Origin of the sequence: Saccharopolyspora cebuensis (genome assembly GCF_039542665.1) — a bacterium.
GTDB lineage: Bacteria > Actinomycetota > Actinomycetes > Mycobacteriales > Pseudonocardiaceae > Saccharopolyspora > Saccharopolyspora cebuensis.
In genome coordinates this window covers 444,453-457,942 of the sequence record NZ_BAABII010000016.1, presented here as the reverse complement: position 1 = coordinate 457,942, position 13,490 = coordinate 444,453, and the positions used below count along the sequence as shown (strand labels likewise).

The window sequence follows — 13,490 nt, the reverse complement described above, 5'->3', positions numbered from 1 at the left end:
CTCAGTATGTTGGTGCCACCACCGCGGCCGCGGTGATCGAGTGGTGCTTCGCGGGTCCGCCCGGCCGCACGACTCGCACGGGGTGGTCGCGAGGGGATCAGCGCGGCGCGGGCGGGCGGGCGACGGCCCGTTCCCGCGGGTGCGTCGTCGCTGGTCGGCGGACCGGTAGGTGGCAGGCGGCGCGTCTGCGGTGTGTGTGGAGGTGCGCGGGTGGATCGCCACGGCGTCGGTGATTCCTCGGCCGCGTTCGATTCGCTGTTCGGCGAGGTGTTCGCGGGCGAACCGGCTGCGCGGCGGGGGCTGGAGCTGGGCACGCTGCTGGACGCCCAGGCCCAGCAGGTGTTGTCGGTGGCGATGCGGGCCGCCGTGGAGCGGGGCGGTGCCGAACTGGACAGCACGCACCTGCTGTGGGCGGTGACGCAGGTGCCCGCGACGGCGGAGCTGTTGTCGTCGTCGGGGGTGCGGGTGGAGGAGCTGGCGTCGGCGGTGCGGCCGCCGTCGCCGGTGGCCGGGGCGGTGGCGGCCGGGTCTTCGCCGGTGCTGTCGTCGTCGGCGCGCCGGGCGTTGCTGGGGGCGTACCGGCAAGCGCTGGGTGAGAGTGCGGATGTGGTGGCGGCGCGGCACCTGCTGCTGGGGTTGGCCACGGATGCGGATTCGGTGGCGGGCCGGGCGTTGGCGCGGGCCATCGAGCGGGGGGATCGAGGGGGTCGTCCGGTGTTGAGCGTGACACCGAGGTTGGACGAGTTCGGTGTGGACATGACGGAGCTGGCGCGGTCGGGGGCGTTGGATCCGGTGGTGGGCCGAGGGGAGCAGATCGAGCAGGCGATCGAGGTGCTGGGGCGCCGGTCGAAGAACAACCCGGTGTTCGTGGGGGATCCGGGGGTGGGCAAGACGGCGATCGTGGAGGGCTTGGCGCAGCGGATCGTGTCGGGTGCGGTGCCGTGGTCGTTGGCGGACAAGCGGGTGGTGTCGCTGGACCTGTCCGGGATGGTGGCGGGGGCGAAGTTCCGGGGGGAGTTCGAGCAGCGGTTCCGCGATGTGCTGGGGGAGATCCGGGCGAACCGGGATGAGGTGCTGGTGTTCGTCGACGAGGTGCACAGCCTGGTGGGGGCTGGTGCCGGTGAGGGGTCGATGGATGCGGGGACGATGCTCAAGCCGGCGTTGGCGCGCGGTGAGGTGCGGTTGATCGGTGCGACGACGGTGGAGGAGTACCGGCGGCACATCGAGAAGGATCCGGCGTTGGAGCGGCGGTTCGCGCCGATCGCGGTGCCGGAGCCGTCGGTGGCCGAGGCGGTGGAGGTGTTGCGGGGGTTGCGGGAGCGGTTCCAGCGGCATCACCGGGTGCGGATCGACGAGGCGGCGTTGACGGCGTCGGCGGAGTTGGCGCAGCGCTACATCGTGGACCGGTTCTTGCCGGACAAGGCGGTGGATCTGCTGGACCAGGCGTGTTCGCGGGTGCGGTTGCGGCGTGGTGGGCAGGTGCGGGAGTCGGCGGTGTTCGAGCCGTCGGTGGGGGCCGATGACGTGGCCGACGTGGTGTCGGGGCGGACCGGGATTCCGGTGTCGGACGTGTCGGTGGAGGACCGGCAGCGGTTGCTGGTGCTGGAGGAGGTGTTGCAGGAGCGGGTGATCGGGCAGGACGCGGCGGTGCGGTCGGTGGCCGAGGCGGTGCGGCGGGCTCGGGTGGGGTTGGCGGATCCGGATCGGCCGATCGGGAGTTTCTTGTTCCTGGGGCCCACGGGGGTGGGCAAGACGGAGTTGGCGCGGGCGTTGGCGCGGGCGTTGTTCGGGGATGCGCAGCGGTTGTTGCGGTTCGACATGGGGGAGTTCCAGGAGAAGCACACGGTGTCTCGGCTGGTGGGGGCGCCGCCGGGGTACGTGGGGTACGGGGAGTCGGGGCAGTTGACCGATCGGGTGCGGCGGCAGCCGTATTCGGTGGTGCTGCTGGATGAGGTGGAGAAGGCGCATCCGGATGTGTTCAACACGTTGTTGCAGGTGTTGGACGCGGGGCGGTTGAGCGATGCGCAGGGCCGGTTGGTGGATTTCCGGAACGTGGTCGTGATCATGACGTCGAACTTGGGGGCGGAGCGGATCGCCGGTGCGCAGCCGCGGGGTGATGACGAGGCGGCGCGGGTGGTGCTGGAGGAGTTGCGGGCGTTCTTCCGGCCGGAGTTCATCAACCGGATCGATGATGTGGTGGTGTTCGCGCCGTTGGGGCAGGAGGCGTTGCTGCGGATCGCGGGGTTGTTGCTGGAGCGGACGGCGGCGCAGTTGCGGGCCAAGGGCGTGGAGTTGCGGTTGGACGACGACGCGGTGGCGTGGTTGGTGGCGCGGGGGTACCAGCCGGAGTTCGGGGCGCGTCCGCTGCGGCGGGTGATCGCGCGGGAGCTGGACAACCGGTTGGCGTCGATGGTGTTGGCCGGGGAGGTTTCGGCGGGCGATCAGGTGTCGGTGGGGGTGGAATCGGGTGAGTTGGCGTGGTCGGTGTCGACGGTGTGGGAGCCGGTGTCGGGGGGTCGGCACGCGGCGGTGGAGGAGTCGGCGGTGCGGCTTCGGGGATGAGCTGGTCGGTGGTGCCGGTGGGGCGGTTGCTGCTGCCGGTGCGGGGCGTCCGGTTCTGCTTGTTGGTCGGTGGTGCTGCTCCTACGGTGGGCGAGGTGGGCCGTCTGGCCTGGTGACGGCTGGTGCGGGCGGTGTCGGTGGTGGCGTTCGAGGGGGGAAGCGTGATCGGCTTCAGATCCGGATCGACGAGGCCCGGGTGGACTACGGGCACTCCGGCGATCGTGGCGCCGCGTTCGCCGGCGGATGCGTTGCCCGGGCGGTCTCGGCAGGGCGGGCTGCGGATGGCGGTGGAGTGGCCGGAGCCGGGTGTGGTGCTGGTGCGCTTGGCGGGTGATGTGGACCTGGCGGCGGTGCCGGTGGTGACGGAGCTGATGCGGCAGCGGTTGACGGCGGCGTCGTTGCGGGTGGTGGTGGTGGATCTGTCGGGGGTGGCGTTCTGCTCCTCGGCGGGGGTGGAGTTGTTGCTGCACGCCCAGCGGCGGTCGGAGATGCGGGGTATCGAGCTGATGGTGGTGACCGGGGACGGTCCGGTGCGGCGGGTGCTGGAGTTGTCGGGGGTGGCGGAGCGGTTCGTGTGCCCGGACAGCGCGGTGGAGGCGTTGGCGCGGGCTCGTGGGTGAGGGTGCGCCCGGGCGCGTGGTGGTGTGCGGTGCTGGTATCGCGGGGTTGGCGGTGGCGCACCGGTTGGCGGCGGCGGGTTGCGAGGTGCTGGTCGCGGAGCGGGCGGCGGGTCCTCGGGAGCAGGGGTTCGTGCTCGATTTCTGGGGGTTGGGCGTGGACGCGGCGCGCCGGATGGGGGTGCTGCCGGGGTTGCGGGAGCGGAGCCGCCGGGTGTCGCGGTGGGCGTTCGTGGATGAGCGCGGTCGGTCGCGTGCGGAGTTGGACGTGGCGGGGTTCAGCCGGGCGCAGCGGGGTGCGTTGCTGACGGTGGCGCGGCCGGATGTCGAGCGGGTGTTGCGCGGGTCGCTGGGCGGTGGGGTGGAGGTGCGGTACGGCTGCCCGGTGGTGGGGTTCGACGATGACGGGTCCGGGGTGCTGGTGTCGTTGGGCGATGGGACGCGGGTGGCGGCGGATCTGCTGGTGGGGGCGGATGGGATCCGGTCGTCGGTGCGGGAGGCGTTGTTCGGGTCGGGGGCGTTGCGCTACCTGGGGTTGCACATGGCGGTGTGGTCGTTCGAGGACCCGGATCTGCACGGGTGGTTGGGCGATCGGTGGTGCTTGACGGATTCGTGGGGGGCGCAGGTGGCGTTCTCGGCGGCGGATGCGGGGTGGGTGACGGCGTTCGGGGCGCATCGGAGTGCGGTGCCGCGCCGTCCGGAGCAGCCGCGGTCGGTGGTGGGTGCGGTGTACGGGTCGTTGGGGTGAGTGGTGCCGCGCGCGGTGGCTGCGGCGGCGGAGGCTGATCTGTTCTACGACGTGATGGCGCAGGTGGAGTTGCCGCGGTGGTCGCGGGGCCGGGTGGTGCTGGTCGGGGACGCGTGCGGGGCGGTGTCGCCGTTGGCGGGGCAGGGTGCGTCGTTGGCGGTGGCCGGGGCGTACGTGCTGGGGCGGTGCTGGGAGCGGTCGGGGTCGGTGGCGGAGGCGTTGGCGGCGTACGAGCGGCGGTGGCGTCCGGAGGTGGTGCGGCGGCAGCGGGGTGGTCGCCGGGGCGCGTCGTGGTTCGTGCCGGGTTCGCGGTGGGGTGCGGGGGTGCGGCGGGCCGGGGTGCGGTTGACGGGGTTGCCGGGGGTGAGCGCCGCGGTGGGTGCGGCGATGGGGGGTCGGCCGGGCCCGGGGGTGGAGGAGGTCAGCGCCCGCTGATCAGGGCTTCGGCGATGGCGCGTTGGGTGGGGGCGAGTGCGGTGGCGCCGTCGTCGATGTCCCAGAGGCAGTTCTGCAGGACGCGGGCGAGGGTCCAGGCGGTGGCGCGGTCGCGTTCGAGGTCGAGGTGTTCGGTGAGGGCGTGGAAGCGGCGGCGGACGGCGCGGGGGATGTCGCCGGTGCTGGTGATGTCGTCCCACCTGTTGTCGAGGGCGGGCAGCAGTTCGAAGGCGGGGTGCCCGGCGAGGGGTTGGGGGTCGATGGCCAGCCAGGGTTCGCGGTCGGCGGCGAGGACGTTGTCGTAGTGCAGGTCCCAGTGCAGCAGCCGGTCGCCGGGTTCGGGGAGGACGTCGGTGAGGGCGGCGGCGCAGCGGTGCAGGAGGGCGCGTTCGTCGGGGTGGGTGAGGTGGCCGGTGGCGTGGGGCGTGCGGGTGAGCATGGCGGCGCCGATGTCGGCGAGGTGGCGCAGGCCGGGTGGGGCGGGGGTGCGGGTGAGGCGGGCGAGGAGCGCGCCGAGCAGGTGCAGGGCGTGGGTGTCGTCGTCGAGGTCGGCCAGGGACCGGGGGTGGAGGCGTTCGAGGAGCATGCTGCCGGTGCCGGGGTCGTGGTCGAGGAGGCGGACGGTGCCGTCGCCGTTCCACAGGTGCAGGCCGAGGGGTTCGGCGGTGGTGTCGTCGGTGATGGGTTGGAGTTTGAGGACGGCGGGGCCTCGGGGGCCGGTGACGGGCAGGGCGAGGGCGATCATGCCGTGCCGGGCGGGTCCGTCGGGGCGCAGGTCCCAGCGGTGGAGCATGGTGGCGGCGAGGGTGGGGAGTTCGGCGAGCCAGCGGGTGTCGCCGAGGCCGGTGCGGTGGGAGTCGGTGAGCGCCTGCGGCACGGTGAGCAACGCGGTCCTCGGGGTCGGTGGGCGGGTGGTCGAGCTTAGCGCGGTGTTGGTGGCGGCGTGATCCGCTCGGCGGGGCGGCGCGGGGTGCGGCTCCCGCGTGCCGCGCGGCTCGTCGGTGGTGCGTTCGGTGGGTCCGGCGATGCCCGCTGGCCGGCTCACGCCCGCCGGGTGGCGTCGAGGTCGATGTCCGCGGCGATCGTTCGTGCGCGGTGGCCGGCGCGTTGGAATTCGGCGATCACGTCGGTCACCGTTTCGTCGTCGCTGACCGTGAAACTGGCTTCGCCCACCACGGCACCGTCGCATTCGGAGTCCGGTAGTCCCTGCCAGGATGCTCTGGAACCACTTCCGTTCGGCGAACGCGGCGTGTTCGGGCAGTCCGATCGGTGGCTCCTTCGCGGGTGCGGGCGGGGCCCAGCAGCCGGGTGGTGGCGTGCGGGGCGTCGGTGCGCGCCGCGAGCGCGGTGTAGCGCGGTGCCCGTGCTGGGGGTGTTGCGCGGTCGAGGTTGGACGACGGGCGCCCGAGCGGGCGCTGGTTCGGGCTTGGGCGCCACTCGATTGTCCTAATGGGAGTCGATTGACGGCTGATCGAGTCGTTATATAGCGTCAGAACGCCAGTATGGAAAGGGATTTTCAGGGAATGGGTGCGCACCCGTCCACACCTTCTCGGCACTGATTCGCCTTCGGGCGAGGGCAGGAGGAAATGCTGTGTGCGACACCGATCACCTCGAACCCAACGACGGGATGAGCCGACGCGGCTTCCTGGGGATGGCCGGTGCAGGCACGGCGGGTGCGGTCACCGCCGGTCTGGGCGTGGGCGCGGGGATGGCGGATCCGGCGTTGGCGGCCACCACGGGTGTGGCCGGGGCCAGCAAGGACCCGGACGCGGTGGATTACGAAGCGCCGTCCGGGTTGGCCAAGGACAGTCCGGCCAAGGCGACCGCGTTGGGGTGGATCGACCGGGGCGACCAGGACATCGTCGGTCTCAACGACCGGATCTGGGAGTACGCCGAGCCGTCGCTGGCGGAGTGGAATTCCGCGCTGGCCGAGGCGGAGTTCCTGCGCAAGCACGGGTTCACCATCGAGTGGGGTGCGGGTGGGCTGCCCAGCACGTTCGTGGCGACCTTCAGCAACGGATCCGGCAAGCCGGTGATCGGGTTCAGCGGTGAGTACGACGCGCTGCCCCAGCTGTCGCAGAAGCCGAACTCCACCCAGCACGATCCGCTGGTGTACGACGACGACCCGTACGCCCCCAATTACGGCTACGGGCACGGCTGCGGCCACTCGGCGTTGGGCGCGGCGGCGGCGGGGGCCGCGGTGGCGGTGGCGCACGCGATGAAGCGGCACCGGCTGGACGGCACGCTGAAGTTCTTCGGCTCCACCGCCGAGGAGCAGCTGGTGGGCAAGGCCTACGCGGTGAAGCGGGGGGTGTACGCGGGTCTGGACGCGTTCGTCGACTGGCATCCGGCCAGCGGCAACAGCGCGTCGTGGAGTTCGTCGAACGCGCTGCGCTCGATCGCGTTCAACTTCACCGGCACCAACGGGCACGGCGGTAGTCCGATCGGCAACAAGAGCGCGCTCAACGCCGCCCGGGCCACCGCGCTGCTCAGCGACATGATCCGGGAGCAGCACGTGGACGGCACCGCGCGGCTGCACTTCACCATCCCCGATGGTGGGGCGGTGCCGAACGTGAACCCTTCCCTGGTGGGGATCTGGTTCTTCGTGCGGGAGGGCAGTCCGGAGCGGGTGCGGATCCTGTCGGAGAAGATCGTCGATTGCGCTCGGGGCGCGGCGATCGCCACCCAGACGCGGATGAGCCACCGCACCACCGCGGCGGCGTGGAACATGGTGCCGTTGCAGCTGGGTGCGGAGTTGATGCACGACAACATGCGGCAGGTGGGGCCGCCGGTGTTCTCCGAAGCCGATCAGCGCTACGGCCGGGGGCTGCAGGAGAGCGTGGGGGTGGAGCCGACCGGATTCGACGGCACGATCGGCGAGCTGAAGCCGCCGGAGTCGGTGTACACCGGTGGTGGGTCCACCGACGTGGCCGACATCAGCTGGAACGTGCCGACGATCCGGATGGGTACCGCCGGGATCCCCACCGGCACGAAGAACCACTCGTGGCTGCGCACGGGGGCGACCGGGTCGCACGCCGGGCACGTGGCGATGGTGGCGGCGGCCCGCTACCTCGCCGCGGTCAGCGTGGATCTGCTGACCCAACCGGAGCTGCTGCGGGGGTTGAAGGAGGAGCACGCCGCCCGCACCAGGAGGACGCGGTGGCGCAGCATGCTGCCCGATGACTACCAGCCGCCGGTGCACCGTCCGCCGGACTGGTTCCTGGAGCGCACTCAGCAGTCCTGGCCGCCGCGGGGCATCACCTGGCCGCCGCCGCGGATCGTGGCCCGGGAGAAGTACTCGCCCATCGGCCCGGACCTGCCACCGGCCAACATCCCCCCGAAGGAGTAACCCGCGCCGCGGTGCGCCCGGGTCCGGTGCGGTCGGTTCCGCGATCGCCGAACTGCGTGCCGACGGCTACGAGGTGCGCGACGAAGACGCCGCCCGGCTCTCACCGTTCGTGCGCCACCACATCAACATGCTCGGTCGCTACTCGTTCCTGACCCCGGAGCTGGCCGGCGGCCTGCGCCCATTGCGTGACCCGGCGACCCCGGACGAAGACGAGAACGACTGAGCAACTGACGGTCGGTCCTCGGGAGTGCAGAGCTCCCGAGGACCGACCGGGTGCACGTGTGTGCGGGCCAACGGGAAGGACCCGGTGGCCCGCTGTGGGGCGGTGGTGCACACCGCAGCCCTGACCGGGGCTTGAGGAACAACGTGACCGCAGCAGACCGGGCTGGTCGCAGAGCGGTGACCGGCAGGGGACGTCGGCGACGGCAGGTGCCGGCTGCGGCTGCGGTCAACGCTTGTAGGCGGTGGCGATGATGGCGGGCAGGAGCCCGATGGCGAAGGCTGCTCCGGTGAGGGCGAGGATGGGGTAGCTGGCTGCGGCGACGACCATGCCTGAGGCCAGTGCGCCGGTGGCGCCCGCGATGGCGAAGGCGACGTCGATGAGCCCCTGGGTCTTGGCTCGGGTGTCCAGCGGGATGGCGTCGGTGACGAGCGCGGTACCGCTGACCAGGCCGAAGTTCCAGCCCAGCCCGAGCAGGATGAGTGCGAGCGTCAGCAGGGTGACGGAGTCGCCGGGTGCGGTGGCGGCGAGGACGCCGGCGGCCACGAGGGTGGCCGCGGCGGCCGTGACGATGGCGAGGGGCCCGTAGCGGTCGACGAGCAGTCCGGTCAGGGGCGAGGGCAGGAACATGGCCCCGACGTGGAAAGCGATGACGAGGCCGGAGGCCGCGGTGCCGAGACTGTGCGCGTGCATGTGGACCGGGGTCATCGTCATGACGGCGACCATGACGAGCTGACTGAGGACCAGGACCAGCACACCCAGGCCCAGACGCGATGCGCGGCGCCCGGAGTGCGGGGACGTCGGTGACGCACTGGAGTCGTCTGTCGGGTGCTGTTCGGCGGGCAGGGAGCGGGCGAGCAACAGCGGGTCAGGTCGCAACCAGAGGATCAGGACGAGGGCTGCGAGGGCGAACGCCGCGCTGGAGAGAAGAAAGAGGCCGGTCAGGCGGGGCAGGCCGAGGGCGACGGCGAGATCGCCGGTGGGGGCGGCGAGGTTGGGGCCGAGGACTGCGCCGACGGTGGTGGCGACCAGGACGGTGGAGATCGCGCGGGCGCGGTGAGCCGGGGCGGCGAGGTCGGTTCCGGCGTAGCGGGCCTGGAGGTTCACGGCGGTGCCGGCGCCGTAGAGGAACAGGGAGACGAACAGCAGGGCGGGGCTGCCGAGGGTGGCCGCGGCGATGACTCCGGCACCACCGAGGGCACCGACGAGGTAGCCACCAGCCAGCCCCGGGCGCCGACCGCGGACGTGGGAGACGCGACCCACGGCCACGGCGGCGAAGGCGGACCCCGCGGTGAGCAGGGCAATGCCCAGACCGGCCAGCGCGGTGGTCTCGAGCATGTCCTGCAGGAGCAGGGAGGCGACGGTGACGCCGGCGGCGAGTCCCACACCGCTGAAGACCTGGGAGAACAGCAGGACCATCAGGATGCGCCGTCGCGTCCGTTCTACCGGGGGGCCGGCCTCCGGTGCGGTGCCCTGGTGGGCGGAGACGGCGGCAGGGGCGCTCGGGTAGCGAGGCATTGCTTCTCCGGGGGTCAGGCATGCGGGGGGAGCGGGTAGCAGGGCCGCCCCATGCGTCTGCGCTTCCGTGTACGTGACGTGGGCGGCGCCGATGTGGATGGGCCTGAGCACGGACCCGTCAGCGGGCGTGCCATGCGGGGTGCCCGGCGGGGGTCGCCGCCGGGCACCCGTGGCGGGAGGGCAGGGGCCCGCTCAGGCCCACTGCAGACGGTCGGACAGTCCCGCAGCGGCGAAGGCGGCCACCAGGTGGTCGCGGCCCTCGGTGAAGTGGGCCCAGCCCTCGAAGTGGACCGGAACCACCCGGCGCGCACGGAGGATCGTGGCGGCCTCGGCGGTCTGGGCGCTGTCCAGGACGATCGGTTTGCCATCGAAGAGGGCGGAGAAGCGGGGAGCGCCTGCGAACAGGATGGCGGTGTCGATCGGGCCGAACCGCTCGGCGATCGACTCGACGGCGTCGAGCGAGGCGTTGTCGCCGCTGACGTAGACCGTGGGCAGGCCGTCCCCGGTCAGGACGAAACCAACGACCTCGCCGCAAATCGGCTCGATGTCCTCGCGGTGGCCGGGGCCGTGGATGGCGGGCACACCGGTGACCGTGATCGTGCCCCCGTCGGGTAGGTCCAGCTCGACGGATTCCCAGTCGGCCAGGCCCCGGGCCTTGTTCCCCGAGTGCTCCGCCAGGCGCTCGCCGCCGCCGGGGGTGGTGAGGGTGAGGGGAACGTCGGCGAGCAGGGCTCGGCCGGAGTGGTCGAGGTTGTCGGGGTGCTCGTCGTGGGAGAGCAGCACCACGTCGACGCGACCGAGGTCAGCAGGGCTCCCCGTCGCGGAGCTGGTCTTGGTCAGCACCGCCGCGGGTGCGGCGTAGTCGCCGGGCGCGTCGAAGGTCGGGTCGGTCACGAACCGCAGGCCGCCGTACTCGAACAGGGCGGTCGGGCCCCCGAAGGCGCGCACGGGGAACTGATCGGTGGACCTGGGGACAGAAGACACGGAAGAAGTACCTCACGTTTTCTGGTTGGTTTATCCGTGAAGTCACGCTAGCCGTTCTCACGGATTGAGGCAACCCGTACCATGAGACCCATGGAGGAGACCGTGACCACAGACGCCGCCCTGCCGCCGGCACCGGGCGAGGAGCAGTACCCCTGCCTCGCGCTGGCCAACAGCGCCATCGCACTGCCGGGCGGGCACACGGCAGACCTGCTCGGGACTCCTGCGCAGACGAACCACTGGCTGACCGACCACGGCCTCGCCCCGGTCGACATCGGCATGCAGGAGATGTGCGCCACGCAGCTGCGCTCGCTGCGCGAACAGATCAGGGCCCTGTTCGCCTCCCGCACCGCCGGGCTGCCCGCCCTTCCCGCCGCCCTGACCGCCGTCAATGACGCACTGACCCGCGTCCCCACGGCCCCACTGCTGCAGTGGGACGACAAGAACGGCCCCTACCGCGCGGCACCCCATCCCACCACCGAGATCGTCGATCATGCTCTGGCGACCCTCGCTGCCAACGCCGCCGACCTGCTCACCGGCCCCGACGCGGAACGGCTCACCGCCTGCGACTCCACCCCCTGCAACCGCTTCTTGTTGCGCCACGGCCGCCGCCACTGGTGTTCGACCCGCTGCGGCGACCGCGCACGAGCCGCCCGCGCCTACACCCGCCGCACCCAGCCCACAGCGGACTGACGCGCCCCACCCCGACCCGGCTCCATCACTCCCGGAGCGATAGCCGAGGCCCGCCCTGAGGTCACATCCGGTCCGGGCGGATGGCGTCCCGAGTGGTACCGGCTCGGTTGGGCGAGACCAGGCGCCATCTCGCCGACACGTACCTCAAACACCGAACTTCAGCGTCGGCTGTCGCCGGGTGCCAGCAGGCTGGTGATCTCGGCAAGGGCTTGGCCTGAGGGCTTGAAGTAGCGGCGGAGGTTCTCCGGCTTCTTGTGGCGGGACTTGGCCATCAGCAGCACCAGGCTCGCCCCCGCCTCGCCGAGGTGCTTGGTCCAGCCCGGCACGGCCGGGGCGGCGCGGTCGCGGTTGTCCCGGCACCACGACAGCCACGAACCCACGGCGGCGCGGTGCCCCACAACGACTCCAGGGCCTCGCCGACCTCGTCGTCGGCCACCGAGGACAGCGGCCGGCGCTCGCCGAGCTTCTCGGCAGTCTTGCCCACCGCCGTGGCGTAGCCGCGGATCGTGTTCGGGTTCGCCAACGAGTCGAGGAACAGCTCGGCCGCCCGACCGACGGTCAGCGCCGAGGTGCCGGTCGGCAGCGCGACAACTGTGGACACCCGCGTTCTCCCTTGCCGCAGATAACGGAGCGTGGCCTCGGAGCCGCGCCGACGAGCGGGCGGTCTCGACCGGGGGGCCGTCGATCTCCTGGGATGGATGATCTTCACTGCGCGCGACCTGCCATGAACGTGGGCTCCCCGTGTGGCTGCGCCAGCCCTCTTCAGCGGCTCGGCGAGGCTCCGAGAGCCAACCGGGCGGCGTGGCTGTTACCCGATCCGAGGTCCTGGGTGCGGCCCGCTCCTGGCGTCGGTCGGCCGGGCACTTCTCATGCCACCTTGATGACAACCTTGCCCGAGGTGTGACCGTTCTCGACGGTGGCGAGGGCGGCCGGGGCGTCGGAGAGCGGGTGGACCGCGGTGATCATGGGTGCGAGGACTCCGTCGAGGGCTAGCCGGGCGGACCGCTCCAGGTTCTCGCGGTCGAGGCGACGCTCGACGAAACGCCCACCGAGATCGGGCACGGACTTATCACCCACGGCGATGACGTTGCGGGGATCCCGGGCCAGTGGGGCGACCGTCCGCAGCGAAGTGCCTCCGACCAGATCGACGATCCCGTCGAAGCCGTCCGCAACCAGCTCGCGTGCCGCGGCGACGACGTCCTCGGCGGCGTAGTCGATGAACCGCACCCCGATGGCTTCGGCGTGCTCGCGCTTGGCGGTACTCCCGGTGCCGATCACCCGCAGCTCGCGCTCGATGGCCAGCCGGGCGACGGCGAGTCCGACCCCGCCGCCGACCCCGTTGATCAGGACCGTGGCGCCGGCTGGGAGGCCGAGTTGGTCGAGCGCGTCCACCGCGGTCGACCCGGCCACCGGCAGCGTTGCCGCGACGGTCGCGGACAGGCCCGTCGGGATGCGCGCGGTGTTCGGCGCGGACAGCACCGTCGTCTCGGCGTAGGTGCCGCCGCCGGTGAGTGCGAAGCCGAAGACCGCGTCGCCCACCTCGAGCCCGTCGACGTCCTCGCCCAGGGCGAGAACGGTTCCCGCTGCCTCCATGCCCAGCACGCGGGGAAACGGACGCCCGCCGTCGAGGCCGGGGACCAGACCCGAGCGCAGGAGGTGGTCGAGGGGGTTCACACCGGCGACCTCGACCCGGATCAGCACCTCGCCGCGACCGGGGACGGGATCGGGACGATCGAAGAACTCCTGCCCCTCGGGCCCGCCATACCTGCCGAAACCCCACGCTCGTCCCATTTTCTGCCGCCTCCCGGATGACCGACCCGGTGGTTCCGGGTGCGGTCGCCATCCTCACCGCTGACATCGATGTAAGGGGCAAGCGGCTGAGGTGCAGGTCACAGCATCAGGTCGACCGTGTCACCGGTTCCGGGGCCGTGGACAGCTCCGCCCGGTGCCGCCGGTTGGCCTTGATCAGCACGTCGAGTGCATCCCGGGTCTCGATCAGGTGCGCGATGTCGGCGTCGATCCGGTCGCGCTCACGCGTCATCACCGTGAACGTCTCCTCGGCGACGCCTAGGTCACCGGGGATGTCCACACACGGCAGCACAGTCGCGATCACCCGGCTGGACATACCCGCGTCGAACAGCTGTCGGATGAGCGACACGCGCTGGACCTGGGCATCGGAATAGTGACGCTGCCCGGCGTCGGAGCGTGAGCTGGTCAGCAGGCCCTGCTCTTCGTAGTACCGCAGTGAGCGCGGACTCACGCCCGTGCGCTTGGACAGCTCGCCGATCCGCATCCGTGAGAGCCTACGCCCGCGTGCTCCAGGTTCAGGCCGCCGGCGAGCCACGGACACCGCCACGGCGGCTGGTA

13 protein-coding genes and 1 pseudogene are annotated in these 13,490 nt (G+C 71.9%); 7 read left to right on the top strand and 7 right to left on the bottom strand.

Features of this window, described 5'->3' with window-relative positions:
• Positions 1–210: 210 nt before the first annotated feature.
• From ABD976_RS22360 to ABD976_RS22345, 4 genes are all read left to right on the top strand, one after another.
• Positions 211–2,562, top strand: coding sequence for an ATP-dependent Clp protease ATP-binding subunit (locus tag ABD976_RS22360; RefSeq protein ID WP_345366334.1), 2,352 nt, complete (start codon positions 211–213; stop codon positions 2,560–2,562).
• Positions 2,563–2,810: 248 nt separating this feature from the next.
• Positions 2,811–3,182, top strand: coding sequence for an STAS domain-containing protein (locus ABD976_RS22355; RefSeq protein WP_345366332.1), 372 nt, complete (start codon positions 2,811–2,813; stop codon positions 3,180–3,182).
• Positions 3,175–3,927: an FAD-dependent monooxygenase gene (locus ABD976_RS22350; RefSeq protein WP_345366330.1), complete on the top strand. Its 753-nt coding sequence runs from the start codon at positions 3,175–3,177 to the stop codon at positions 3,925–3,927. The genes ABD976_RS22355 and ABD976_RS22350 overlap by 8 nt, the downstream gene beginning before the upstream one ends.
• Before the next feature lie 15 nt (positions 3,928–3,942).
• Positions 3,943–4,362, top strand: coding sequence for an FAD-dependent monooxygenase (locus ABD976_RS22345; protein ID WP_345366328.1), 420 nt, complete (start codon positions 3,943–3,945; stop codon positions 4,360–4,362).
• Here ABD976_RS22345 and ABD976_RS22340 read toward each other — a convergent pair.
• Together ABD976_RS22340 and ABD976_RS22335 are read right to left on the bottom strand one after the other, a co-directional pair.
• Positions 4,349–5,248 carry an aminoglycoside phosphotransferase family protein gene (locus ABD976_RS22340; RefSeq protein ID WP_369774497.1) on the bottom strand — a complete coding sequence of 300 codons (900 nt, stop codon included), beginning with the start codon at positions 5,246–5,248 and terminating at the stop codon, positions 4,349–4,351. The two genes, ABD976_RS22345 and ABD976_RS22340, sit on opposite strands and share 14 nt — an antisense overlap.
• A gap of 155 nt (positions 5,249–5,403) precedes the next feature.
• Positions 5,404–5,538: a DinB family protein gene (locus ABD976_RS22335; protein WP_345366324.1), complete on the bottom strand. Its 135-nt coding sequence runs from the start codon at positions 5,536–5,538 to the stop codon at positions 5,404–5,406.
• A gap of 415 nt (positions 5,539–5,953) precedes the next feature.
• Here ABD976_RS22335 and ABD976_RS22330 point away from each other — a divergent pair, with 415 nt between their 5' ends.
• Positions 5,954–7,711 (top strand): amidohydrolase, encoded by a 1,758-nt coding sequence (locus ABD976_RS22330; RefSeq protein WP_345366322.1) that lies wholly within the window; start codon positions 5,954–5,956, stop codon positions 7,709–7,711.
• Positions 7,712–7,748: 37 nt separating this feature from the next.
• A pseudogene (locus ABD976_RS22325) lies at positions 7,749–7,934 on the top strand (Tn3 family transposase); the annotation flags it as partial.
• A gap of 225 nt (positions 7,935–8,159) precedes the next feature.
• Here the strand turns inward: ABD976_RS22325 and ABD976_RS22320 are convergent.
• The gene (locus ABD976_RS22320) at positions 8,160–9,350 is read right to left on the bottom strand and encodes an MFS transporter (RefSeq protein ID WP_345366320.1); all 1,191 of its coding nucleotides are present in this window, start codon (positions 9,348–9,350) and stop codon (positions 8,160–8,162) included.
• Between the two features lie 291 nt (positions 9,351–9,641).
• Positions 9,642–10,433 carry an MBL fold metallo-hydrolase gene (locus tag ABD976_RS22315; RefSeq protein ID WP_345366318.1) on the bottom strand — a complete coding sequence of 264 codons (792 nt, stop codon included), beginning with the start codon at positions 10,431–10,433 and terminating at the stop codon, positions 9,642–9,644.
• 90 nt (positions 10,434–10,523) lie between these two features.
• On the opposite strand from ABD976_RS22315, the gene ABD976_RS22310 reads away from it, so the two are divergent.
• Positions 10,524–11,123 carry a CGNR zinc finger domain-containing protein gene (locus tag ABD976_RS22310; RefSeq protein WP_345366316.1) on the top strand — a complete coding sequence of 200 codons (600 nt, stop codon included), beginning with the start codon at positions 10,524–10,526 and terminating at the stop codon, positions 11,121–11,123.
• A 158-nt stretch (positions 11,124–11,281) separates the two neighbouring features.
• On the opposite strand, the gene ABD976_RS22305 is transcribed toward ABD976_RS22310, so the two are convergent.
• From ABD976_RS22305 to ABD976_RS22295, 3 genes are all read right to left on the bottom strand, one after another.
• On the bottom strand, positions 11,282–11,503 hold the full coding sequence (locus tag ABD976_RS22305) for a hypothetical protein (protein WP_345366314.1): 222 nt from the start codon (positions 11,501–11,503) through the stop codon (positions 11,282–11,284).
• A gap of 487 nt (positions 11,504–11,990) precedes the next feature.
• A complete protein-coding gene (locus ABD976_RS22300) occupies positions 11,991–12,914 on the bottom strand; it encodes a quinone oxidoreductase family protein (protein WP_345366312.1) in 924 nt (307 codons plus the stop codon).
• Positions 12,915–13,020: 106 nt separating this feature from the next.
• Positions 13,021–13,416, bottom strand: coding sequence for a MerR family transcriptional regulator (locus tag ABD976_RS22295; RefSeq protein WP_345366310.1), 396 nt, complete (start codon positions 13,414–13,416; stop codon positions 13,021–13,023).
• Positions 13,417–13,490 lie beyond the last annotated feature (74 nt).